Genomic DNA, 20,420 nt, shown 5'->3' on the forward strand with positions numbered 1-20,420 from the left:
CGCTACTCTCTTGCCAATCTTTTCTGTTGATGTGAATTCATGAGCCAGACTGCGACCATTTTGGTCATCGACGACGAACCGCAGATCCGCAAGTTCTTGCGCATCAGCCTCGCTTCACAAGGCTACAAAGTGCTCGAGGCCGGCACCGGTGCCGAGGGTTTGGCGCAAGCGGCGCTGAACAAACCGGACTTGCTGGTGCTTGACCTGGGCCTGCCGGACATGGACGGTCAGCAGGTGCTGCGCGAGTTCCGCGAGTGGGCCACGGCGCCGGTGCTGGTGCTGTCGGTGCGCGCCAGCGAAGGGCAGAAAGTCCAGGCGCTGGATGGTGGCGCCAATGACTACGTGACCAAGCCGTTTGGCATTCAGGAGTTTCTTGCCCGGGTGCGCGCCTTGTTGCGCCAGGCACCGGCGGGCGAGGCGCAGCAGGCAGCGCTGAATTTCGGCCCGCTGACGGTGGATCTGGCGTATCGGCGCGTATTGCTGGACGGCGCCGAAGTGGCGCTGACCCGCAAGGAATATGCGGTGCTGGCGCAACTGGCGCGGCACCCGGGGCGGGTGATCACGCAGCAGCAATTGCTCAAGGATATCTGGGGCCCGACGCATACCGAGGACAGTCACTATCTGCGGATTGTGGTGGGGCATTTGCGCCAGAAACTGGCGGATGATCCGACGCAGCCGCGGTTTATCGTGACGGAGGCGGGGGTCGGGTATCGACTGATCAGTGAGAACAATCTTTGAATGTTGTGTTGTCTTTTCCGGCCTCATCGCTGGCAAGCCAGCTCCCACAGTGGTCGATGTGATGCACAGATTTGAGCCACACTCGTGAAACCTGTGGGAGCTGGCTTGCCAGCGATGGGGCCGCTGCAGTCAGCGGAAAACTTCAGGGCTCTCTGCTCTGTTCGCTGTCATACCGATCCAGCGTATCCCGGGCAATCTCGCGACCCAACGCGATCAACTCCGGCGCCTTGTAGAACTCGAAGAACCGGCAAACCCGCTTCGGCACATTGATCAGGATATCTGGCGGGTATCCGGCAATCTTGTACTGCGCCAGCGAGGTCTGCATCACCTCGAAACTCTGGTTGATCAAATCCAGCAGCGAGGCCGGGCCGACGTTATCGATGATGAATGATCCGGTGGCGGATTTCGGCGCGCCTTCGCGCTCCGGCGCGGCGGCGGGTTGCTGGGCTTCGGGTTCGGCGCCTTCGAGCCACGGGTTGATGTCGGCGGCCTCGGCGCGCAAGGCTTCCTGTTCCAGTCGCAGTAACTGTTCAGCTTGTGTCCGGCGGAACGGCATCTTCGAACCCAGCGAGCTGATCAGGCTGTCGAACCGGCTGCGAAATGCCGCAGGACGCTGGATCACCGGCAATTTGTAATGGCGCTGGTTGGTCGAGTTGAGATTGACCGCGATGATCAGATCGCAGTGACTCGACACCACCGGCACGATTGGCAGCGGGTTGAGGATGCCGCCGTCGACCAACATCCGATTGCCCTGCATGACCGGAGTAAACAGACTGGGAATCGCCGCCGAGGCACGCATCGCCTGATGCAGGCAGCCTTCCTGAAACCAGATTTCTTGCTGATTGGTGAGATCCGCGGCGACGGCTGTATAGGGAATGCGCAAGTCCTCAATGTTGATCTCGCCAACGATCTTGCGGATCTGGCCGAAGACCTTTTCACCGCGAATGGCGCCCAGGCGAAAACTCACATCCACCAGGCGCAGCACATCCAGATAATCGAGACTTTCGATCCAGTTTTTGTAAACGTCGAGTTTGCCGGCGGCGTAGATCCCGCCGACAACCGCGCCCATCGAACACCCGGCAATGCAGGCAATTTCGTAACCGCGTTTCTCGATTTCTTCAATGACTCCGATATGGGCATAACCCCGGGCGCCACCGGAGCCCAGCACCAGTGCGACTCGTTTTTTCATCCAGCTTCCTCCCGACAAGGTTCCACAATGCACCCATCGCCCGGCTGGCTCAATCGCCGAAGTCGTTGAGTGCGCCGCTGACGTCGTTTTTTCGATACTGCATGACCCTTCAGCGTTATCCTTCTCAGTTGCGCGGATTCAAGCGCCGGCAAGGCACTTTTTCGCCGCCTGACCGTCTTACCTGCACGACTGTTGACCTATTTTGAGGTGTAAGTGATGAAAGCCTGGATCTGTGTGCCGTTGATGGCTCTGGCATTGGCCGGTTGCGCCGGTAAAACCGCTTACCGCGACAGCTGTGGCAGCCAGCTCGATGCGGCGTGGCATGAACTGGATCTGGCCAAGGCCGAAGGTTTCGCCGGTACGGTCAGCTACTCCAAGGCCCTGTCGTTGCTGACGGCCGCCAAGACCCAGCAGCAATTCGAGGGTTTCGAAGGGTGCAGCAACAAGGCCGAGAAGGCGCGTTTCTACATTCGCGAATCCCGCGCCGGACGCTAAGCTGCTGACATAGCGCAAGGATGCGGCTGTGACACAACGGCAGACTCATCCGCAAAGCCATTTGAATCAGGAGCAAGTGATGTCTGCATTGGTTGATCGTCTGGTGGCCCATGTCCTGAGCCTGGAAGTGCGGCTGCTCGCCTGTCAGGCGCGATTGACTGCACGTACCGACCCCGAAGCGCTGCACGATCTGCGCACTACGGTACGGCGCTTGCGCAGCCTGATGCGGCCGTTGCGTGGTTTGCCGGGTGTCGAGCAGTTGGAGGGCGCGGCGTCGGCGGTCGGCCAGTTGACCACGCCGTGGCGTGATCGCGAAGTGCTCGCGGCGTATCTGCTTCAACACGATCAGCCTGAAGCCGCGCAACGGCGTCTGGTGCAAATGGCCGAGGCCTATCCGGCACTGGCGGCGAGTCAGGAGGTGGCTTCGCTGTTGATGATGCTCGATGCGTTCCCGCGTTTTCTGCGCGCATCCCAGCGTCAAGGCTTGCTCAAGGGGCTGGATAAACGCATCGAAAAACGCCTCGGCAAACAATGGCAGAAACTCGACGAGGCGCTGCACGATCCGGCCCATGACCGCCATCGTCTGCGTCTGCTGATCAAGCGCGTGCGCTATGGCATCGAAGCCTATCCCGAACTGGATCGTTTGCCGCAACCGGCGCTGGAGCGTTTGAAGTCAGCCCAAGGCGCGCTCGGTGACTGGCACGATTGCTGGCAGTGGCTGGCGAAAGCCGAGCAGGAAGCGGACTTGCAGCCCTGCGTCGCGACGTGGCAAGCGACCATGATCAAGGCCGAAAGCAAAGCCGATCGCGTCCTCGAAAAACTCAGTTCGACTTGCTTCAAATAATCCTGAATCACCCCAAAACCCCTGTAGGAGTGAGCCTGCTCGCGATAGCGGTCTGACATTCAACAACTGTGTTGGCTGTCAGACCGCTATCGCGAGCAGGCTCACTCCTACAAGGGATTTCAGTGTGGCTGATATGGGTTTAAGGCCTTTCTGTCAGCGCATTTGACCGGAATAGACGCTGCGGCGCTGTCTTTGGCTGGTTAAGATCCCCGCATTCACTTTTCGCTTTCCGAGGTTGCCATGCGCTTTTGTGATCTGCTCGAGGCGGTCCGCCGCGATCCGCAACTGACCATTCCCGCCGAATGGGGTCAGGGCCGCGCCAGTTTTGGTGGTCTGGTGGCTGCGCTGCAATACGAAGCCATGCGCGCCAGGGTGCCGGCAGATCGCCCGGTGCGTTCGCTGGCGATCACCTTTGTCGGCCCGGTCGAACCTGAAGTCCCGGTGAGCTTCGAGGTGGATGTGCTGCGTGAAGGCAAAGCGGTCAGCCAAGTGCTGGGGCGCGCCATGCAGAACGGTCAGGTGGTGACGATAGTGCAAGGCAGCTTCGGTGCATCGCGGCCTTCGGAAGTGGCGGTTGAAGCCTATCCGGCAGCAGAAATGAAACACTGGGACGAATGCCCGGAGTTGCCCTACATCAAAGGCGTAACGCCTGAGTTCATGCGCCATCTGGCAATGCGCTGGACTGTAGGCGGCATGCCGTTCACCGGTACTCCATCACGGCTGATGGGCGGCTGGGTGCGGTTGCGCGGGGATGTCAAGGAAGAGCCGGTCAGTGAGGCGCATCTGCTGGCGCTGGTCGATGCGTGGCCACCGGCGTTGCTGCCGTACCTGAAGAAGCCGGCACCGGGTAGCACGTTGACCTGGACCATTGAGTTTGTTCAGCCGTTACATGATCTGAGCACGCTGGACTGGTGCAAATACCTCGCCGACATCGAATACGCCGCCGACGGTTACGGCCACGTCGCCGCCAAGTTGTGGAGCGCGCAAGGTCAGTTGATTGCGATGAGCCGCCAGACCGTCACGATCTTCGCCTGACTCAATGCCGACGGTGGCGCTCACGCCAGGCGCGCCACCAACCGCCACTGAGAAAGAAGCGCGGAAAAGTCAGAAACTGTTCAACCAATAACCGTGACACGGCATCTTTGCGATCACTGAACGGCTCGGAGGCTTGCGCCTCCAGGCTGTGACCGTGACGCTGCAAACCCAGCGCCGCGACGATACCGATCACGCCGATGGCCACGCTGGCTAGACTCAGGCTGAACACCCCGGACACGATCAGCAGAAACGCAACGATGAACAACGGCACGGCAATCAGGTGCAGCACCAGATTGGTCGGGTGCTGATGATTGCCCGGGTACGCGCGCCATTGCCACGCGGGAAGGTTGGGGTGACGTTTGCCCATGTTGACTACTCCTCGATCCATGTTGAACACATGGGTTGAAGAATAGGCCGGGGCGGGGAGGGCGGCGAATCAAGGTTGGCTATTGCAGTGATAGGGACAATGGTCATATTTGATGCTGGTTTGGCTGACACCATCGCGGGCAAGCCCGCTCCCACAGGGATCTCCACCGAACACAGATTTTGTGCACACCAGTGATTCTGTGGGAGCGGGCTTGCCCACGATAGGGCCCTTAAAGTTTCAACTGCCCGATAGCCTTGCTCAATTCCCCGGCCAACGTCGCCAACTCATTACTGGTCGTCGCCGAATCCACCGTCTGTTGCACGGTGTTCTCGGTCACATCGCGAATGCTCACCACCGCGCGATTCATCTCTTCAGCCACCTGACTCTGCTGCTCCGCCGCTACGGCAATTTGCGTGTTGCTCTCACGCATCTGCGCCACCGCTCCGGTGATCTCCGCGAGCGCTTCGCCAGCCTCTTGCGCCTGCTGCACGCAGTCGTCAGCCTTGTACGAACTCTCCTGCATGAAATCCACCGCATCGCGCGTGCCGGCCTGCAATGCCGAAACCATGATGGTGATCTCATCGGTGGAGGTCTGTACGCGCTTGGCGAGATTGCGCACTTCATCGGCAACCACCGCAAAACCGCGGCCCATCTCGCCGGCCCGGGCCGCTTCAATGGCGGCGTTGAGCGCGAGCAGATTGGTCTGCTCGGCGATGCTGTGGATCACGCTGACCACGCCGTTGATCTTCTGGCTGTCCTCGGCCAGACGCTGGATCATCTCGGCGGTTTGCTGCACGCCGCTCGATAACCCGGCAATCGAATGCTGCACCCGGGCCACCACTTGCTGACCACTGCCCGCCAGACCGTCGGCGGTCTGCGACAGATCGCGGGTGGCGCCGGCGTGTTGGGCAATGTGATAAACCGTGGCGGTCATCTCGTTGATCGCCGTGGCGGCCTGATCGGTTTCGCTTTGCTGGCCGAGCATGCCGTGACGCACTTCGTTCATGCTTAATGCCAGGCGCGCGGCACCGACATCCAGTTGCCGCGCGGTGTTGGCGACAGTGGTGACCACGCGTTGATAACCGGCCTGCATCGCGTTGAAGGCATTGGCCATCTGCCCGACTTCGTCTTTGCAGGCCAGCGGCACCCGGGCGGAAAGGTCACCGCTTTTTTCGACATGCAACATCACATCTTTCAACGTGTTGAGCTGGCTGAGCAGGAAGCGGATCAACAGTTGCGAAGCGCCGAGCATCGCCAGCATCAGGATGAGCACGGCCACCGCGTAATTGGCGAAACGTTCGCTGAATACCTGCGTCAGGCTTGGGCCATAGGCGATCACCGCGACTTGCTCACCATCGGCACGGCTGAACACTTCGGCGCCCATCAACGGGTTATCGCCGAACAGTGGCATCTGATTGATCTCGTTCCAGCCGTGGTTGTCGGTGATCTCCAGCAGCGGTTGATCGTTGAGGCGTGGCGCTTCTCCACGTTTGAAAGTCAGCACCTGATCGGCCTTGGGCAAGGCTTGGCCGACTGGCCAGGCCTTGAGCAATTGCGCCTGAGCCTGAGCGGACGCCCGCGCGGCGTGGCTGCGGGCCTGCTGTTCAAGTTGCACGGCGTACAACACCAGCAGCAGGGTGGTGACGAAGGCGACCGCGTTGACCGCCCAGAATTTGTATTTCAGCGAGATATTGCTAAGCCAGGCACCCATGGAGGTCTTCTCTGATAGCGGAAACAGTTTTGGCAAGGTGCCAGCATTGTGCCGCTACGCAGGTCTGCAGATCTTGATATGGGTCAACATGCGATGGGGTCCCGCCCTTGTAGGAGTGAGCCTGCTCGCGATGGCGGTGTGTCAGTCGCCTCAAAGTTGAATGAGCTGCCGCCATCGCGAGCAGGCTCACTCCTACAGGGGGAATTCTGGTGTGTCAGGAGAGACTGGGGAGCTTGAAGAATGCGCGGGCGCACGCAGTGCTATGCGCCGCCAGATCTTCCTCGGTCTCACCTCGATGCAACGCTACCTCGCGCAGCACTTCGGTCAGATACGCCGGTTCATTGCGACCATTCTTCGGCTTCGGGCGCAAGGTGCGCGGCAACAGGTACGGCGCATCGCTCTCTAGCATCAGCCGTCCGCGTTTGATCTCTTTGACCAGCGGATGCAAGTGCGTGCCCCGGCGTTCGTCGCAGATCCAGCCGGTAATGCCGATGTGCAGGTCCAGGTCGAGATAACTGAACAGCGCCTTTTGCTCGCCTGTGAAGCAATGCACCACGGCGGCGGGAAGGTGATCGCGGAAGTCTTTCAAAATTTCCAGCAGGCGCTGACTGGCATCGCGTTCATGCAGGAAAACCGGAAGTTGCCGTTCGACGGCCAACGCCAGATGTTCTTCGAGGACTTTTTCCTGCTGCGGGCGCGGCGAGAAATCACGGTTGAAGTCCAGTCCGCATTCACCCACCGCCACCACGTTGGTTTCCTTCAGCAAACTGCGCAGACGGCGGGCGCTGTCAGCATTCCATTCACTGGCCGAATGCGGATGAATCCCTGCGGTGGCGAACAGGCGTTGCCCGCCGTCATCCAGTTGCTGGCACAGCTCCAGTGCTTGCTCGCTACCCTCGACGCTGGTGCCGGTCAGCACCAATTGGCAGACCCCGGCCGCATAGGCGCGGTCGAGTACGGCCTGGTGTTTGTCGGCGAAACTTGGGTTGGTCAGGTTGACGCCGATATCGATGAGTTGCATGGTTGCTACCTCGGGCCGAAGGCCGGAAAGCATACCAGAGCTGTAGATTCATAAGAAAAGCCAAGAACTACAACGAGTTATAGCTGTCTTTTGATGCCGCGACGCAGCCCGGTTTGGCAAAGTTGCCACTACTGTGCCAGTCTCTCGCACTTTGCCAGCGCTCATGGCGCTCTGTTTTCGTCGGTGATTTCGACCGTTCAGCGGTGAAATCGCCCCGTATTCTTTTCGGAGAGTGGATGGTTCGTCCCTCGGTTTTGTTGCTGTTGTGTGGATCGTTGCTACTGCCGATGACGGCGGTTGCGCGCCTGCCCGGGCCGCTGCAAGCCGTGCCGGCAGCGAAAGTCCGCGATCTGGCGGAAATTCGCAGCAGTCGCGTGCTGCGGGTGCTGGTCAACCAGAGCCGCAACAGCTCCGGCGAAGTCCAGGGTCAGTCCATCGGTATCGAATACCATCGCCTGCGCGCCTTCGAGCAATACCTCAACGGTCATGCCCGTGACGGTCAGGAAATCACTCTCAAGATCATTCCCAAAGCCAAGGATCAATTGCTCGGTGCATTGCAGCGCGGCGAAGGCGATCTGGTCGCGCCGGGTGAATTGCTTGAGCTGCAACCGGGGCACGCGGTAGCCAGCAGTGAGCCGATCGCCAGCAACGTGCCGCTGGTGCTGGTTGGCATCAAGGGCGAGCGGCGCTACACCAAGGTCGAGCAACTGTCCGGTAAAACCCTCGCGTTGCCCACCGGCAGTGCGGCGGGCGAAGCGGTCAGCCAGCTCAATCAGAAACTGGCCTTGCACAAACTGGCGCCGATCAAGATCGAATGGGTCGACCCGACACTGGCGGTCGAAGACGTGCTGGAAATGGTCCAGGGCGGAATCTTTCACCTGACCATCGTCGAGCAACCGATTGCCGAGCGCTGGGGCAAGATCCTGCCAAAACTGCGATTTGATCGACAGGTGATGATCAGCGAACCGGGCGAGGAATACTGGTTCGTGCGCCGGGATGCTTCGATGCTGCGCGCGAGCATTGATCGCTTCCTCACCGGTTACAAGAAACCGGCGAACGAAGACGCGGCGTTCCTGCGCATCTATCGCCGTCTCTATCAAGTTCACTATCCATTGGCCAAGGCTGATCGCCAGCGTCTGGAAAAACTGCGGCCAACCCTGCAAAAGCATGCCGAAGCACAGCGCATGGATTGGCTGAATCTGGCAGCACTGGCGTTCAAGGAATCGGCGCTGCAACCCAATGCCCGCAGCGGCAGTGGCCCGACCGGCCTGATGCAGATCACCCCGTCCGCCGCGCAACGGGTCGGCGTCAACAATATTCAGAATCTCGATGCAAACGTGCAGGCCGGAGCCAAGTACCTGGCAATGATCCGTCGCAAATTCTTCAACAGCCCAAAACTCAATGAGCGCGAGCGCATGGCGTTCACGCTGGCGGCCTACAACATCGGCCCCGAGCGAGTGCAGGGCATGCGTGCCGAGGCCCGCCGGCGTGGGTTGAATCCCAACCAGTGGTTCTTCCAGGTCGAGCGCATCGCCATGGAGCAGGTGGGAATGGGGCCCGTCAGCTATGTTAATAGCGTGAACAAGTATTACTTGGCGTTCGACCGGGAGCGGGAGTCGTTGGAGCCCGGGGCGCAGAAAGTCGTCTCACGAAAATGATCGAATAATTTGATTGTTATGGCGGAATATTTGCGCTTTTAACATGAAATTAACTGATTAATATAGCGGCCAACCAACACACACAACTTCTCGCAAAAACAAGGAACGCCCCATGAGCTCTCTGATCAACAAAGTACTGTTCACCCGCGCTGGTTACGGTCTGACCATTCTGCGCATTGCTGTCGGCGTGATCTTCGCCGCCCACGGTTCGCAGAAGCTTTTCGGTCTGTTCGGTGGTTACGGTCTGGCGGGCACCGCGCAGTACATGGACAGCATTGGCCTGCACCCGGGCTACGTGATGGCTACGCTGGCTGGCGGCACTGAATTCTTCGCTGGCCTGGCATTGATCATCGGCTTGCTGGTGCGTCCGGCCGCGCTGGGTCTGACCTTCCTGTCGCTGGTGGCAATCTTCACCGTGCACATCAGCAACGGCTTGTTCATGGCCAACAACGGCTACGAGTTCGCACTGGCCCTGCTCGGTGGCAGCCTCGCCGTACTGATCGAAGGTGCCGGCAAGCTTTCGGTGGATCGCGCCATCGCCGGTTGAGCGCTCTAGGTCAAGCCAAAAGGCCCGCATTGTGCGGGCCTTTTTTGTTGCGGCTGATTCTTGACACTGATCGGTCACGTTCTCTAGGATGTTGCCCATGCGCCGATTTAAACAGCTACTTGCGGGGCGCCAGGTGACTTCAACAGTTGCCGTCAGAAGCCGGAACAGGGCTTCGAAATACCGCTAAAGCGCTGGTTCGGTGTTGCCTCTCACCTGCCATGCAGACTTTTGAGGCAGAGACACGACACGATGAATGCACTACGCCCTCCAGCACGTCCCGCGCCGATCACGGCACACATCACCCAGCGCAACCCGAAAATCCTCCTTGGCGGTAAACATCAGCCGACGCTGTTGCGTTATCTCGATGGCTGGCCACGTCGCAGTGGCGGTCCTGCCGCGTTCCTGATCCAGTTTGTTGAAGACGGCGAGTCGCTGGCGCGCTTTGCCAGTGACAGTTTTGATCTGGCGGTGATTCAGGCGCCGTGTGCGCAAGATGCGCCGGAGATGATCAAGCAACTGACCCGCGTTGCACGACAGGGCCTGATCACTCGCCGCTGATACGCCTTACAGGTATTCGATCGCCACGATATAGACGAATTGCTCGCCCGTCGGCGTTTGCACTCGCACTTCTGCATCCAGCGCCTTGCCGATCAAGGCGCGGGCCAATGGCGAGTCGATGCTGATCAGGCCCAGTTTCAGGTCAAGTTCATCCGGGCCGACGATACGGTAGCGCGATTGCTTGCCGTCTTCGTCTTCGATGGTCACCCAGGCGCCGAAGTAGACCTTGTTCGGATCGCTGGGTTTTTCACTGACGACTTTCAATGCTTCCAGGCGTTTGGTCAGAAAGCGCACGCGACTGTCGATCTCGCGCAGCATCTTCTTGCCGTAGGTGTATTCGGCGTTTTCCGAGCGATCGCCCTGCGCCGCCGCCTCGCTGACCGATTGCGTCACCTGCGGGCGGCGCACATGCCACAACTCATGGAATTCAGCACGCATCCGCGCTTCACCTTCAGGGGTGATCAGCGCGGTGCCGGCGGTGCGGGGAGGGCGATAACGGCTCATGGCAACTTCTTGTGATTAAGACGGCTGGAGTCTATCAACCCTCGCGCAACACTGTCAGCGGACTTGCGTTGAGTGCCCGACGCGTGCCGAACACACCGGCACCGCCAATCAGCGCCGCGCCAATCAGCGGCAGCACCAACAACCACGGATGCGGATGCCACGGCAGATCGAACGCGTAGCGATACAGCACCAGACTCACGACTTCCGAACCGATGGCCGCAAGCAAACCGCTGACCGCGCCGAGCAGGCCGAACTCGATGCGTCGGGCCTTGACCAGCAACCTGCGCTCGGCGCCGAGTGCCCGCAACAGCGCGCCCTGGCGAATGCGTTCATCCAGCGTTGCCTGCAAGCCGGAAAACAGCACCGCCATGCCGGCCGCCAAGACAAACAACAATACATATTCCACCGCCAGAGTGACCTGAGCGAGGATGCTGCGCAGCTGTTCGAGCAGCGCCTCGACCTGAAGAATGGTCACCGCCGGGAAGGCCCGCGACAGCTCGACAATCTGCTGATCATGACCGGGCGCCAGATAGAAACTGGTCAGGTAGGTTGCCGGCAGATCCTTCAAGGTGCCGGGCTGGAAGATCATGAAGAAGTTCGGCTGGAAGTTGTCCCAGTTGATCTCGCGCAGGCTGGTGACCTTCGCTTCACGATTGACGCCGCCAACACTGAACACCATGTGATCGCCGAGCTTGAGCTTGAGGCTTTCCGCTACTTTGCCTTCCACCGAAACGCCCGGCACATCGTCGGTTGGCTGATCTTGCCACCATTGGCCGGCAGTGAGCTTGTTGCCCGCCGGCAAATCCGCCGCCCAGGTCAGGCTCAAGTCGCGCTGCACCGCACGGTCGCCCGCCGAATCCTTGCTGACGATTTGCTGCACCGGTTCGCCGTTGATGCTGATCAGTCGCCCCGGAACCACCGGGTACAGCGGCGCCGCTTGCGCCGATACCTTGATCAGATGATCGGTGAACGCCTGTTTGTCCGCCGGCAGGATGTTCAGGGCGAAGTAGTTCGGCGCGTTTTTCGGCAACTGGTTTTGCCAGGTGTCGAGCAATTCGCCGCGCAGCAGGGCGATCAACGCCATCGACAATAGAATCAGACCAAACGCCAACGATTGCCCGGCGGCCGCCAATGGATGGCGCAACAGTTGGCCAAGACCCAGACGCCATGGCAGCGAAGCGCGGGCCAACAGGCGGCGCAAACTGTTCAGCAACAATAGCAGCAGCCCGCCGAGGATGACCGCCGCGACGACACCGCCACCGAGCAGGGCAAACGTCAGCAGCAGATCAAGACTCAAGCGCCACATGATCAGACCCAGCGCGCCCAATGCGGCGCCGTAAACCATCCAGGTGCTCGATGGAATCGGTAGCATGTCCCGACGCAATACGCGCAACGGCGGTACCCGACCCAGCGCGGCGAGCGGCGGCAGGGCGAAACCTGCCAGGGCCACCAGCCCGGTGCCGATCCCGGCAATCGCCGGAAACACACCACCCGGTGGAACATCGCTGGGCAGCAGATCATGCAGCAGCGCGAACAATCCCAGTTGTGCCAGCCAGCCGAGCAACGCGCCACTGAGTGCGGCGAACAGCCCCAGCACGGTCAGTTGCACACTGAACAGCAGCATGGTTTCCCGGCGTGACAAACCAAGGCAACGCAACAAGGCACTGGCGTCAAAACGCCGACTGGCAAAACGATTCGCCGACAACGCCACGGCCACACCGGCCAACAGAACCGCGACCAGACTGGCCATGTTCAGATAGCGCTCAGCCTTGCCCAACGCGCCGCCAATCTGCCGATTGCCGTCGCGGGCATCCTGAATTCGCTGGTTCGCCGCCAGGCCCGGTTTGATCAATTGCCGATAGGTTTCCAGCGCCTGCGGTTCGCCACGCCACAGTTCGCGAAAACTCACGCGGCTGCCGGGCTGCACCACGCCGGTGGCGGCAAGGTCATCGAGATTGATCATCACCCGGGGTGTCAGGCTATAGAAGTTGCCGGCGCGATCCGGTTCATAAGTCAGCACGCGAGTCAGTTTCAACGTCTTCATGCCGACATCGATGCTGTCGCCGATCTTCAGATCCAGCGCCGTCAGCAGGCGTGCTTCGACCCAGGCTTCGCCGGGTTGTGGTTCACCGCCGGATTGTTCTGCGGCAAAGGGCGCTGGCGCGCTCTTGAGTTCGCCGCGCAATGGATAGGCACGGTCGACGGCTTTGATGCTCGACAACTGAATGCCATTGTCGGTGGCGATGACGCTGGAGAATTCCACCACTTGCGCATGCTTCAGGCGCAGCTCGGTGCCACTCCTGATCTGCTCGTCACGGGCCGGCGAGCTGCCTTCCAGCACCAGATCGGCGCCGAGAAACTCGGTTGCGCGCAGCATCATCGCGCCGTTGAGGCGGGCGCCGAAGTAACCGATGGCAGTGCTCGCCGCCACCGCCACGACCAACGCGAAGAACAACACCCGCAATTCACCGGCGCGGGCGTCGCGCAGCAGTTGGCGAATGGCGAGGCTGAACAGACGCAACAGCGGCAAACGTGCCATCAAGGCTCCAGAGGGGCAACCAACAGCCCGGCTTCAAGACGGATCAGGCGCCGGCAGCGATGGGCCAGGCGTTCGTCGTGGGTCACCAGCACCAGGGTGGTGCCGCGTTCCTTGTTCAACTCGAACAGCAAGTCGCTGATGCGCTCGCCGGTATGGCTGTCGAGATTGCCGGTGGGCTCGTCGGCGAACAGCACGTCAGGCTCGGCGGCAAACGCACGGGCAATCGCCACACGTTGCTGCTCGCCGCCGGAGAGCTGGCGCGGCGAATGCGTCAGGCGCTGGCCAAGGCCGACGCGCTGGAGCAATTCGGTGGCACGCTCGCGGGCGTCTTTGCGGCCATCGAGTTCCAGCGGCAGCATGACGTTTTCCAACGCGTTAAGACTGTCGAGCAACTGGAACGACTGAAAGACAAAACCGACATGCTCGGCACGGATACGTGCGCGCTGATCTTCATCGAGGTTGCTCAGGCTCTGGCCAGCGAGGGTGACTTCGCCGCTGCTGGGCAGGTCGAGGCCGGCGAGCAGGCCGAGGAGGGTGGATTTGCCGGAACCGGACGCGCCGACGATGGCCAGACTGTCGCCCTTGTTCAGTTCCAGGCTGAGTTCGTGCAGGATAGTCAGTTCACCTTCCGCGCTGGGAACCACTTTGCTGAGGTTCTTCGCGGTGAGAATGCTTGCGCCCATGGAGAATCCGATGCGTGTGTGGTTTTTGAGTGCTGGCCTGGCCTTGACGTGCATGGCCCAGAACGCAGCGGCGGGTACTGTCCTGATCGTTGGCGATAGTATCAGCGCCGGTTTCGGACTGGATACCCGCTTGGGATGGGTGTCGTTGCTCGAACAACGGCTCAAGAAGGAGGGTTTTGACGACAAAGTGGTCAATGCCTCCATCAGTGGCGACACCAGTGCCGGGGGCCAGGCGCGGCTGCCGGCGCTGCTTGCAGAGCATAAACCGGAACTGGTGATCCTCGAATTGGGCGGCAACGATGGCCTGCGCGGAATGCCGCCCATTCAATTGCAACAAAACCTTGCGGCGATGATCGACAGCTCCCGCCAGAGCGGCGCCAAGGTACTGTTGCTCGGCATGCAATTGCCGCCCAACTACGGCAAGCGCTACACCGACGCCTTCGCCGAGGTCTACGGCAAACTCGCCAACGACAAAAAGATCCCGCTGGTGCCGTTTTTCCTCGACGGCGTGGGCGGTCATCCGGACTTGATGCAGGCCGATGGTCTGCACCCGGCGGCCGGGGCTCAGGGCAAGTTGCTGGAAAATGTCTGGCCGACGCTAAAACCGCTGCTTTGATATAGCCCTGCGGAGGCGTCAGAAAGGAGAAAGTTGTTTGCTGTATCCAAATTTGATCCCTGACGAGAAAAAGCCTCCGCATTCGCTTTGCTTTCGGCAGGTCAGGCATTCCGGCGCAAACTCATTTTTCCAGTCACTGATTGACTTTCGGTAGTACGGAAGAATGTCTGCATTAACCAGACACAGCTGATGGTTGTAGACCGAAACGTTCATTCCATATTTGGTAAGAATCTGCACTGATTTGCTGAGAGTGTCTTTGTACTCAATGGGATCAATCCATAGCTCGTCAAGGTTAGCGCGAGTAAACCCCATCATTTCAAGCCCCATCAGAGCAACCTGATCAACGAACAAGAGATTGCGCGCAATGAACTCACATAACTGAGGAAGCCGCTGAATTGACAGCTTGTGCAAGACGACCCGAATCTCAACCTTCTGCCCCAAGCGTTTCAGGTTCAGAATGCCTCGGATGGTTTCGTCGAATGCGCCTCGAGCTTGCACGATGTAGTCATGCAGCATTGGATCGTCTGAGTAGACTGGAATGCCGACCATCGCATCGGGTATTTGTATCGCCGCGTATTTTTCAGCAAAGTCCGAGTCTTTAAAGCTTCTTCCGTTCGAAAGGATGTGGATGGCGGTTCTTGGCAAATAGCTTTTTGTCAGGCTAATGATTTTAAGAAACCGCTCCTTGTTGGTCGTAGGCTCCCCACCAGTGAATCCTAGCTCGCGGGTTTCCTTAGGAATCAATGGGATCAAGCTTTCGATTTCATCGAGTATCCATGAGTCATCGGCTGTTTTAGGAGGTTGTGAGCACATAAGGCAATAGTTGTTGCACTGCTCAGTCAGCAGAATGCTGTTGTTCGGCGACGAGGCACGAAACAGAACCCGTATGCTTTGACGATCAGCGGAAAGCCGGACAATGTCATTGTTATCAATGTAGTCATAGTCATTCGGCAGGACCGAGTGGTCGGAACCCAATGGGAGTTCTTGAGCCAAACCCTGATGTTGCTCAGTCAGAAGATAGTGCGCAAATCCGCCGGGGATCGGGTATCCGGTCACCAAGTAGGCCATTTCTCTTCGCAGGATCTGGGGAAGGTTCCGGTTTGTGGAAACCTTGATTAGCGTGAGATCCCTGGAAACATCAACTGCTTGGATACGGATTATTTTTCCACTGAGCTTCAGCATCGATTGGCCCATCCCATAAAAATCCGTTTTGTGTCTTCGTCGCTTTCCATCAATTCAATGAGGTGTTTGAAGATCGCCATGTTTCGCTTACAAAACGAGGATTCTGGTTTCCTACCTACCAGATCCTTGTGCATGGCGTGATGGTAGACAGGTTCTGAGCCGCAGTAGGGTTCAAATGCGCAGTCCGAGCACATAGGAACACTCAGCGTGAAGGAGTTTTCCAGCGCATCTAGCAGTTGATCGGAGAGGATGATCTCCTCATAAGATTGTTCCAGAATATTGCCTAATCTGAAGGTATAGTCGCCCATCTCAGCAAGCATGCGACTCTCATCCGAGGCATAGACAGAACCATCATAATTGAACACGATGGCAGCAATTCCAGCACCCGCGGGGTTCATCAAATCCACGAATCCGGGGTCAGTGGATGTGAGCATTTTTGCCAGCACAAGTGATGAGTACTGTTCCACAAATCGTACGCCGGACTTGTTCAGCTTGATGATGTACTCAAGACCTTCCTTGTAAAACTCCAGCCAGCGGTCAGTGTCATATGAAAGGAATTTCTTGGTCTTGATTGCAAAGCCATATGGCGAGAGAGTTCGGAGGAAAATCCCATCGAAGCCAAGGCGCAGGTACTCATCAATGATGGCCCTTGCGTGGGGTAGGCTCTTGTCAGTGGTCGTCATCAGAGCAGACACTTGATCGTAACCGAGTGCTGCGCGCGCTTTGGTTAACCCTTCTTCGAAACGCTGGTGACTGTCTCGTCCGGGACGCGGGCGATTGGCATTATGGAGACTCATCGGCCCGTCGAGGGAGGAAGACAGCACTATGTGGTGCTGCTTGCAGAAAATGAGCATTTCATCAGTCAACAGTGAAAGCGTGGTTGCGATCACGAACTGAAGGTCACGGCCTTCTTTGAGATTGCGTTTTTTAGCCTCGAGGACGACGTATTTCACCATCTCAAAATTCAGCAACGGCTCACCGCCCTGAAACTCAATTTTGATGGCCGGATTCGGTGACATGAAAACGAAATCCAATGACCGGTCAGCCATCTCTGAAGTCATGTCAAATTCATCTCTGCTTTCCGATTGCCGGGAGACTTGGCAATAGGGGCAGCTATGGTCACATCGAAGGGTTACAACAAAGATATGCAGATTGGTGAACTGAGCAAGCCTGGACAAGCGGGTGCGAATCTTGAGAGCGAGTAGCTGGAGAGGCGCTTGCTCTTCTGGAAATCGGATGAACTGCTTCGAGCGGAGCGTTGGTATCAGCTCTGATGTAAGCGGTAGCGTTCTGTTGATAAGCGGTTCGAGCACCAGCATCGGCAGGATGTGGTACTCGCCCGCCATATTGGTAATGACGTATTCGCAGTCATTCAGGCGGTCAAATTTGAATGGCAGCAATTCGTAAGTACGCTGCTGTGCATAAAAGTCCAGCTTTTGAAATTTACTCACTGATCAGCCCGGTTTTTGAGAAGGTCAGTCCAAGGATCAGATTTTTGATTTGCAGAGTTTCAGCATCCAGCCGGAGACGAAGCTGGTAGTCGACTACGTCCTTCTTGAATTCTTGAGTAGCTAGCAGAAACGAGGGTTCGTCGATGCCGATATTAGAGGACAGAACGCAGCTGAGTTTTCCTTCAGAACGCGCAATATCAGCCGTCAGTGAGTTCATCGCACGATAAGCGGCTTTTTGCAGCGTTTGGGCGTCGTAGAGCTGCTCGTCAAATACGAGTGTCACCTCGTATTTCATGTCAGGAGCCCGAATGGTGAGAGCTGTGTGAACTGTGCGATGCGTGGGAGCTGTGAGAGCTGTGATAGGCCATGAATTGACCTTGGTCACCGCGCTTCAATACAAATGTGAACAAATCGTTGCCGCCACGTACCGAGAGGTTTTCGCTCTGAGGAGGGGACTGAATTGAGATTGTTTGGTCGGCGGGGGATTCGACGATCTGGTGAGGCGCTGATGCTGAAGCATGTTCTGTAGCTACAGCAGCTGCCAGAGTAGCCATAGGTACCAGAAAGGCGCGATTTTTCATTATTAGATTTCCTTATCAAGGGTGGGGTTACTCGCTGAGTCTCTCCGCCTGGTAAGCGTAATGTCAATATGGAATTAACGTTGCAACGTGTTCGGCCGCCAAAATCCGACAGACGTAGCAATAGCGGTAAATTTCAAGCCGTCACCCTCGGGAAAAGATCCCGCTGGTGCCGTTTTTCCTCGACGGCGTGGGCGGTCATCCGGACTTGATGCAGGCCGATGGTCTGCACCCGGCGGCCGGGGCTCAGGGCAAGTTGCTGGAAAATGTCTGGCCGACGCTAAAACCGCTGTTATGAGGCTTTTCTAAGGGCAGGCTTTCGGCTAATGTGGCGCCCCCTTATTTGGAGCCCCCGATGTCGCGTTCTGCCTGGTCCCTGTTTGCCTACCAACTGATCGAGCCTGACGAGCAGCTGGATCTGTTCGCCTGCCAGGAAGTGCGGGTGCATCTGGTGACCCGTCAACTCGAACTCGGCGGCTCGGCCGATCGCACCCTCTGCGGCAGTCTGCTGCCGGCGCAGCCGCGCTGGTCGAGCGTGGATCGCCGGGTGTTTCAGGATCAGCGCCTGTGCTCGCTGTGCCGGGCGATTCTGGAGTCGCAGAAGCGCGGCACGTCGCCGATCTGGCCTGAGTTGCGATTCGAGCTTTAAGATCAAAAGATTGTCCGATCGCGGCCCGAGCCTGCGGTAGCTCCTGCATGAAGAGTTCTGGCTGCCCATCGGCGTGTCTCCCCGAATATTCAAAGTGCGGTGTACAATCGCGCTCTTATACCCTTGTTGATCATGCGAAGGATTTTCCGGATGTTGCCGCGCTTTCCTGCCGTCACCCGCTGCCTGTCACTTGCCGCCCTGTGTGTGGCCGGTCCCGTTGCTGCATTGGAGTTTCCCCTGCCACCACCCGGTGAAGACATCATCGGCCAGGTGCAGGTGATCAAAGCCAAGTACGAAGACACCTTCGCCGACCTGGGCACAAAGTACGATCTGGGCTATTCGGAAATGGTCGCGGCCAACCCGGGCGTCGATGCCTGGTTGCCCGGTGCCGGCACCGAAATCGTTCTGCCGACGCGCTTCATTCTGCCGCCGGGCCCGCGCGAAGGCATCGTGATCAACCTTGCCGAATACCGCCTCTACTATTTCCCGAAAGGCCGGAACGTGGTGTACACCTTCCCGCTGGGTATCGGTCGTGAAGGGTGGGGTTCGCCGATTGCGCACACCTCGATCACCGCCAAGACACCGAACCCGACCTGGACTCCGCCAGCCTCGATCAAGGCTGAACACGCCGCCGACGGTGATCCGCTGCCGAACGTGGTGCCGGCCGGTCCCGACAATCCGCTGGGGCCGTTCAAGTTCACCCTCGGCACGCCGGGCTACCTGATCCACGGTTCGAACAAGAAGTTCGGCATCGGCATGCGCACCAGCCACGGCTGCTTCCGCATGTTCAACAACAACGTGCTGGAGATGGCCGGCATGGTGCCGGTCGGTACCTCGGTGCGCATCCTCAACGATGCTTACAAGTTCGGGCGCAGTGGCGGCAAAGTCTATCTGGAAGCGCACACGCCGATCGACGACAAGGGCAACCCTTCGGTAGTCGACAAGCACACCGCGGTGATCAACGCGATGCTCAAGCGTGAGGACATCACCAACAACCTGCGCATGAACTGGGATGTGGTGCGTGACGTGGTTGCGGCCGAGGATGGCCTGCCAACGGAAATCGGCACGCCGGGCACCTCGGCGCCCATTGTCTCGAGCGCACCGATCGACCTGCAACAGTAAGCTGAGAAACAAAACCCGCCGATGTCAGCATCGGCGGGTTTTTTAATGCCCGGACAAAAGCATCGCGCATAAAAAAGCCGACCCAAAAAATGGGTCGGCTTGATAACAATCCCGAGGGATTATTACTTGCGGCTAGCTTTGTCCAGCATGCGCAGAGCACGCTCGTTAGCTTCGTCAGCAGTCTGTTGTGCTTTTTGAGCAGCAGCCAGAGCTTCATCAGCTTTACGGTAAGCTTCGTCTGCACGAGCCTGGGAGCGAGCAGCTGCGTCTTCAGTAGCGGTCAGACGTGCTTCGGTTTCTTTCGATGCGCTGCTGCAACCGGTAGCCAGAACTGCGGCCAGAGCCAGAGCAGAGAATTTCAGAACGTTGTTCATCGTGTTCCCCTTCAAGGACTTTCAATTAAGTGGCTGTCTCCTCCGATTGAGGAAATAGCCGGCGTACATACTACCCATTACTTGTAGTAAGTAAACTGACGTAAGGCAAGAAGCAAAAAAAATTGTAGGCGTTGATTCTTTTTCGAGCAACTTTTAACTGCGTTGTTTAAAAAATATCCAGCTGCAAGCCCCGAGATGAGCGAGTTAATGAGAAAAAGTTCCCGTTGCTCCGTGCTGTTTTTGCAGTCTTGGCTAAAGTCTGTCTAGATGAATACGTCCATACTTTTGTTCCGATTTTGCGCACTGCTTCGCGTATCTTTCTGCATGTTGAGGTGACTTTAAAAAAGGCCGCACGTCTTAAGTCTCAACATCCGGCAATGTTCAGGTGAGCAGCCCGGGAAGATCTTCTCCCAGGCCCACCCTGCGTCCATCGGAGCAACCCCCGTCAACTCGCTTGATGACGAGCGTACCTTGAGCATTTTTGCCAATGGTGCCTACTATTTATCAGGTGCCAGGTTGCGCGAGATCGGTGTGGCTCTTCTCGGTGTCCATCAGGCAC

At 58.3% G+C, this 20,420-nt stretch carries 22 protein-coding genes and 1 pseudogene; 11 read left to right on the plus strand and 12 right to left on the minus strand.

Going from position 1 to position 20,420, the window contains the following annotated elements; all coding sequences use genetic code 11:
- Positions 1 to 39 precede the first annotated feature (39 nt).
- Positions 40 to 738 (plus strand): response regulator, encoded by a 699-nt coding sequence (locus AC3WMT_RS10510; protein WP_103305701.1) that lies wholly within the window; start codon positions 40 to 42, stop codon positions 736 to 738.
- A 142-nt stretch (positions 739 to 880) separates the two neighbouring features.
- Here AC3WMT_RS10510 and AC3WMT_RS10515 read toward each other — a convergent pair whose 3' ends face one another.
- Positions 881 to 1,927, minus strand: coding sequence for a patatin-like phospholipase family protein (locus tag AC3WMT_RS10515; protein WP_103304717.1), 1,047 nt, complete (start codon positions 1,925 to 1,927; stop codon positions 881 to 883).
- Positions 1,928 to 2,143: 216 nt separating this feature from the next.
- Here AC3WMT_RS10515 and AC3WMT_RS10520 point away from each other — a divergent pair, with 216 nt between their 5' ends.
- From AC3WMT_RS10520 to AC3WMT_RS10530, 3 genes are all read left to right on the plus strand, one after another.
- Positions 2,144 to 2,422 carry a hypothetical protein gene (locus tag AC3WMT_RS10520; protein ID WP_064120270.1) on the plus strand — a complete coding sequence of 93 codons (279 nt, stop codon included), beginning with the start codon at positions 2,144 to 2,146 and terminating at the stop codon, positions 2,420 to 2,422.
- Positions 2,423 to 2,501: 79 nt separating this feature from the next.
- Complete coding sequence (locus AC3WMT_RS10525; protein ID WP_103304718.1) at positions 2,502 to 3,266, plus strand: CHAD domain-containing protein; 765 nt, start codon at positions 2,502 to 2,504, stop codon at positions 3,264 to 3,266.
- A 240-nt stretch (positions 3,267 to 3,506) separates the two neighbouring features.
- Positions 3,507 to 4,301 (plus strand): acyl-CoA thioesterase, encoded by a 795-nt coding sequence (locus tag AC3WMT_RS10530; RefSeq protein ID WP_103304719.1) that lies wholly within the window; start codon positions 3,507 to 3,509, stop codon positions 4,299 to 4,301.
- A 1-nt stretch (position 4,302) separates the two neighbouring features.
- Here the strand turns inward: AC3WMT_RS10530 and AC3WMT_RS10535 are convergent, their stop codons facing one another.
- From AC3WMT_RS10535 to AC3WMT_RS10545, 3 genes are all read right to left on the minus strand, one after another.
- Entirely contained in the window at positions 4,303 to 4,668 is a 366-nt protein-coding gene (locus AC3WMT_RS10535; protein WP_007908547.1) for a DUF962 domain-containing protein, read from the minus strand.
- 229 nt (positions 4,669 to 4,897) lie between these two features.
- Positions 4,898 to 6,379: a methyl-accepting chemotaxis protein gene (locus AC3WMT_RS10540; protein WP_103304720.1), complete on the minus strand. Its 1,482-nt coding sequence runs from the start codon at positions 6,377 to 6,379 to the stop codon at positions 4,898 to 4,900.
- Between the two features lie 214 nt (positions 6,380 to 6,593).
- The gene (locus tag AC3WMT_RS10545; RefSeq protein ID WP_103304721.1) at positions 6,594 to 7,400 is read right to left on the minus strand and encodes a TatD family hydrolase; all 807 of its coding nucleotides are present in this window, start codon (positions 7,398 to 7,400) and stop codon (positions 6,594 to 6,596) included.
- A gap of 236 nt (positions 7,401 to 7,636) precedes the next feature.
- Here AC3WMT_RS10545 and AC3WMT_RS10550 point away from each other — a divergent pair, with 236 nt between their 5' ends.
- The 3 genes from AC3WMT_RS10550 (at position 7,637) to AC3WMT_RS10560 (ending at position 10,163) form a co-directional block, all read left to right on the plus strand.
- Positions 7,637 to 9,058, plus strand: coding sequence for an MltF family protein (locus AC3WMT_RS10550; protein WP_103304722.1), 1,422 nt, complete (start codon positions 7,637 to 7,639; stop codon positions 9,056 to 9,058).
- Positions 9,059 to 9,170: 112 nt separating this feature from the next.
- On the plus strand, positions 9,171 to 9,605 hold the full coding sequence (locus tag AC3WMT_RS10555) for a DoxX family protein (RefSeq protein ID WP_103304723.1): 435 nt from the start codon (positions 9,171 to 9,173) through the stop codon (positions 9,603 to 9,605).
- Between the two features lie 249 nt (positions 9,606 to 9,854).
- The gene (locus tag AC3WMT_RS10560) at positions 9,855 to 10,163 is read left to right on the plus strand and encodes a hypothetical protein (RefSeq protein WP_103304724.1); all 309 of its coding nucleotides are present in this window, start codon (positions 9,855 to 9,857) and stop codon (positions 10,161 to 10,163) included.
- Positions 10,164 to 10,169: 6 nt separating this feature from the next.
- On the opposite strand, the gene greB is transcribed toward AC3WMT_RS10560, so the two are convergent.
- The 3 genes from greB to AC3WMT_RS10575 are packed head-to-tail and all read right to left on the minus strand — an operon-like array spanning position 10,170 to position 13,889.
- On the minus strand, positions 10,170 to 10,667 hold the full coding sequence (greB, locus tag AC3WMT_RS10565) for a transcription elongation factor GreB (protein ID WP_008079921.1): 498 nt from the start codon (positions 10,665 to 10,667) through the stop codon (positions 10,170 to 10,172).
- A gap of 34 nt (positions 10,668 to 10,701) precedes the next feature.
- Positions 10,702 to 13,206 carry an ABC transporter permease gene (locus tag AC3WMT_RS10570; RefSeq protein ID WP_103304725.1) on the minus strand — a complete coding sequence of 835 codons (2,505 nt, stop codon included), beginning with the start codon at positions 13,204 to 13,206 and terminating at the stop codon, positions 10,702 to 10,704.
- Positions 13,206 to 13,889: an ABC transporter ATP-binding protein gene (locus tag AC3WMT_RS10575; protein WP_103304726.1), complete on the minus strand. Its 684-nt coding sequence runs from the start codon at positions 13,887 to 13,889 to the stop codon at positions 13,206 to 13,208. Before AC3WMT_RS10575 ends, AC3WMT_RS10570 begins: the two co-directional genes overlap by 1 nt.
- A 10-nt stretch (positions 13,890 to 13,899) precedes the next feature.
- On the opposite strand from AC3WMT_RS10575, the gene AC3WMT_RS10580 reads away from it, so the two are divergent.
- Positions 13,900 to 14,505, plus strand: a complete 606-nt coding sequence (locus tag AC3WMT_RS10580) for an arylesterase (protein WP_177431411.1) — start codon at positions 13,900 to 13,902, stop codon at positions 14,503 to 14,505.
- 18 nt (positions 14,506 to 14,523) lie between these two features.
- Here AC3WMT_RS10580 and hxsC read toward each other — a convergent pair whose 3' ends face one another.
- From hxsC to hxsA2, 4 genes are read right to left on the minus strand one after another with little or no spacing between them, the layout of a single operon-like run.
- The gene (hxsC, locus tag AC3WMT_RS10585; RefSeq protein ID WP_103304828.1) at positions 14,524 to 15,687 is read right to left on the minus strand and encodes a His-Xaa-Ser system radical SAM maturase HxsC; all 1,164 of its coding nucleotides are present in this window, start codon (positions 15,685 to 15,687) and stop codon (positions 14,524 to 14,526) included.
- Entirely contained in the window at positions 15,681 to 17,138 is a 1,458-nt protein-coding gene (gene hxsB, locus AC3WMT_RS10590) for a His-Xaa-Ser system radical SAM maturase HxsB (protein WP_103304728.1), read from the minus strand. Before hxsB ends, hxsC begins: the two co-directional genes overlap by 7 nt.
- Positions 17,131 to 17,433, minus strand: a complete 303-nt coding sequence (locus AC3WMT_RS10595; protein WP_103304729.1) for a His-Xaa-Ser system protein HsxD — start codon at positions 17,431 to 17,433, stop codon at positions 17,131 to 17,133. Before AC3WMT_RS10595 ends, hxsB begins: the two co-directional genes overlap by 8 nt.
- Before the next feature lies 1 nt (position 17,434).
- Positions 17,435 to 17,719 (minus strand): His-Xaa-Ser repeat protein HxsA2, encoded by a 285-nt coding sequence (gene hxsA2 / locus AC3WMT_RS10600; protein WP_103304730.1) that lies wholly within the window; start codon positions 17,717 to 17,719, stop codon positions 17,435 to 17,437.
- Positions 17,720 to 17,870: 151 nt separating this feature from the next.
- Here hxsA2 and AC3WMT_RS10605 point away from each other — a divergent pair.
- From AC3WMT_RS10605 to AC3WMT_RS10615, 3 genes and pseudogenes are all read left to right on the plus strand, one after another.
- Positions 17,871 to 18,014, plus strand: a pseudogene (locus AC3WMT_RS10605) (arylesterase); the annotation flags it as partial.
- A gap of 57 nt (positions 18,015 to 18,071) precedes the next feature.
- Positions 18,072 to 18,365 carry a hypothetical protein gene (locus tag AC3WMT_RS10610; protein WP_007908575.1) on the plus strand — a complete coding sequence of 98 codons (294 nt, stop codon included), beginning with the start codon at positions 18,072 to 18,074 and terminating at the stop codon, positions 18,363 to 18,365.
- Between the two features lie 150 nt (positions 18,366 to 18,515).
- Positions 18,516 to 19,487 (plus strand): L,D-transpeptidase family protein, encoded by a 972-nt coding sequence (locus AC3WMT_RS10615; protein ID WP_103304731.1) that lies wholly within the window; start codon positions 18,516 to 18,518, stop codon positions 19,485 to 19,487.
- 122 nt (positions 19,488 to 19,609) lie between these two features.
- On the opposite strand, the gene oprI is transcribed toward AC3WMT_RS10615, so the two are convergent.
- Positions 19,610 to 19,861 carry an outer membrane lipoprotei OprI gene (gene oprI / locus AC3WMT_RS10620; RefSeq protein WP_003199355.1) on the minus strand — a complete coding sequence of 84 codons (252 nt, stop codon included), beginning with the start codon at positions 19,859 to 19,861 and terminating at the stop codon, positions 19,610 to 19,612.
- Positions 19,862 to 20,420 lie beyond the last annotated feature (559 nt).

The organism is Pseudomonas sp. FW305-7 (assembly GCF_058786735.1).

Bases quoted from the DNA above. Each gene is read 5' to 3' on its own strand.
- AC3WMT_RS10535 (WP_007908547.1), bottom strand. From the start codon at position 4,668: ATGGGCAAACGTCACCCCAACCTTCCCGCGTGGCAATGGCGCGCGTAC.
- AC3WMT_RS10510 (WP_103305701.1), top strand. From the start codon at position 40: ATGAGCCAGACTGCGACCATTTTGGTCATCGACGACGAACCGCAGATC.
- AC3WMT_RS10570 (WP_103304725.1), bottom strand. From the start codon at position 13,206: ATGGCACGTTTGCCGCTGTTGCGTCTGTTCAGCCTCGCCATTCGCCAA.
- AC3WMT_RS10550 (WP_103304722.1), top strand. From the start codon at position 7,637: ATGGTTCGTCCCTCGGTTTTGTTGCTGTTGTGTGGATCGTTGCTACTG.
- oprI (WP_003199355.1), bottom strand. From the start codon at position 19,861: ATGAACAACGTTCTGAAATTCTCTGCTCTGGCTCTGGCCGCAGTTCTG.
- AC3WMT_RS10560 (WP_103304724.1), top strand. From the start codon at position 9,855: ATGAATGCACTACGCCCTCCAGCACGTCCCGCGCCGATCACGGCACAC.
- AC3WMT_RS10615 (WP_103304731.1), top strand. From the start codon at position 18,516: ATGTTGCCGCGCTTTCCTGCCGTCACCCGCTGCCTGTCACTTGCCGCC.
- AC3WMT_RS10515 (WP_103304717.1), bottom strand. From the start codon at position 1,927: ATGAAAAAACGAGTCGCACTGGTGCTGGGCTCCGGTGGCGCCCGGGGT.
- AC3WMT_RS10580 (WP_177431411.1), top strand. From the start codon at position 13,900: ATGCGTGTGTGGTTTTTGAGTGCTGGCCTGGCCTTGACGTGCATGGCC.
- AC3WMT_RS10540 (WP_103304720.1), bottom strand. From the start codon at position 6,379: ATGGGTGCCTGGCTTAGCAATATCTCGCTGAAATACAAATTCTGGGCG.
- AC3WMT_RS10555 (WP_103304723.1), top strand. From the start codon at position 9,171: ATGAGCTCTCTGATCAACAAAGTACTGTTCACCCGCGCTGGTTACGGT.
- AC3WMT_RS10545 (WP_103304721.1), bottom strand. From the start codon at position 7,400: ATGCAACTCATCGATATCGGCGTCAACCTGACCAACCCAAGTTTCGCC.
- AC3WMT_RS10610 (WP_007908575.1), top strand. From the start codon at position 18,072: ATGTCGCGTTCTGCCTGGTCCCTGTTTGCCTACCAACTGATCGAGCCT.
- hxsC (WP_103304828.1), bottom strand. From the start codon at position 15,687: ATGCTGAAGCTCAGTGGAAAAATAATCCGTATCCAAGCAGTTGATGTT.
- AC3WMT_RS10595 (WP_103304729.1), bottom strand. From the start codon at position 17,433: ATGAAATACGAGGTGACACTCGTATTTGACGAGCAGCTCTACGACGCC.
- AC3WMT_RS10520 (WP_064120270.1), top strand. From the start codon at position 2,144: ATGAAAGCCTGGATCTGTGTGCCGTTGATGGCTCTGGCATTGGCCGGT.
- AC3WMT_RS10525 (WP_103304718.1), top strand. From the start codon at position 2,502: ATGTCTGCATTGGTTGATCGTCTGGTGGCCCATGTCCTGAGCCTGGAA.
- hxsA2 (WP_103304730.1), bottom strand. From the start codon at position 17,719: ATGAAAAATCGCGCCTTTCTGGTACCTATGGCTACTCTGGCAGCTGCT.
- greB (WP_008079921.1), bottom strand. From the start codon at position 10,667: ATGAGCCGTTATCGCCCTCCCCGCACCGCCGGCACCGCGCTGATCACC.
- AC3WMT_RS10575 (WP_103304726.1), bottom strand. From the start codon at position 13,889: ATGGGCGCAAGCATTCTCACCGCGAAGAACCTCAGCAAAGTGGTTCCC.
- AC3WMT_RS10530 (WP_103304719.1), top strand. From the start codon at position 3,507: ATGCGCTTTTGTGATCTGCTCGAGGCGGTCCGCCGCGATCCGCAACTG.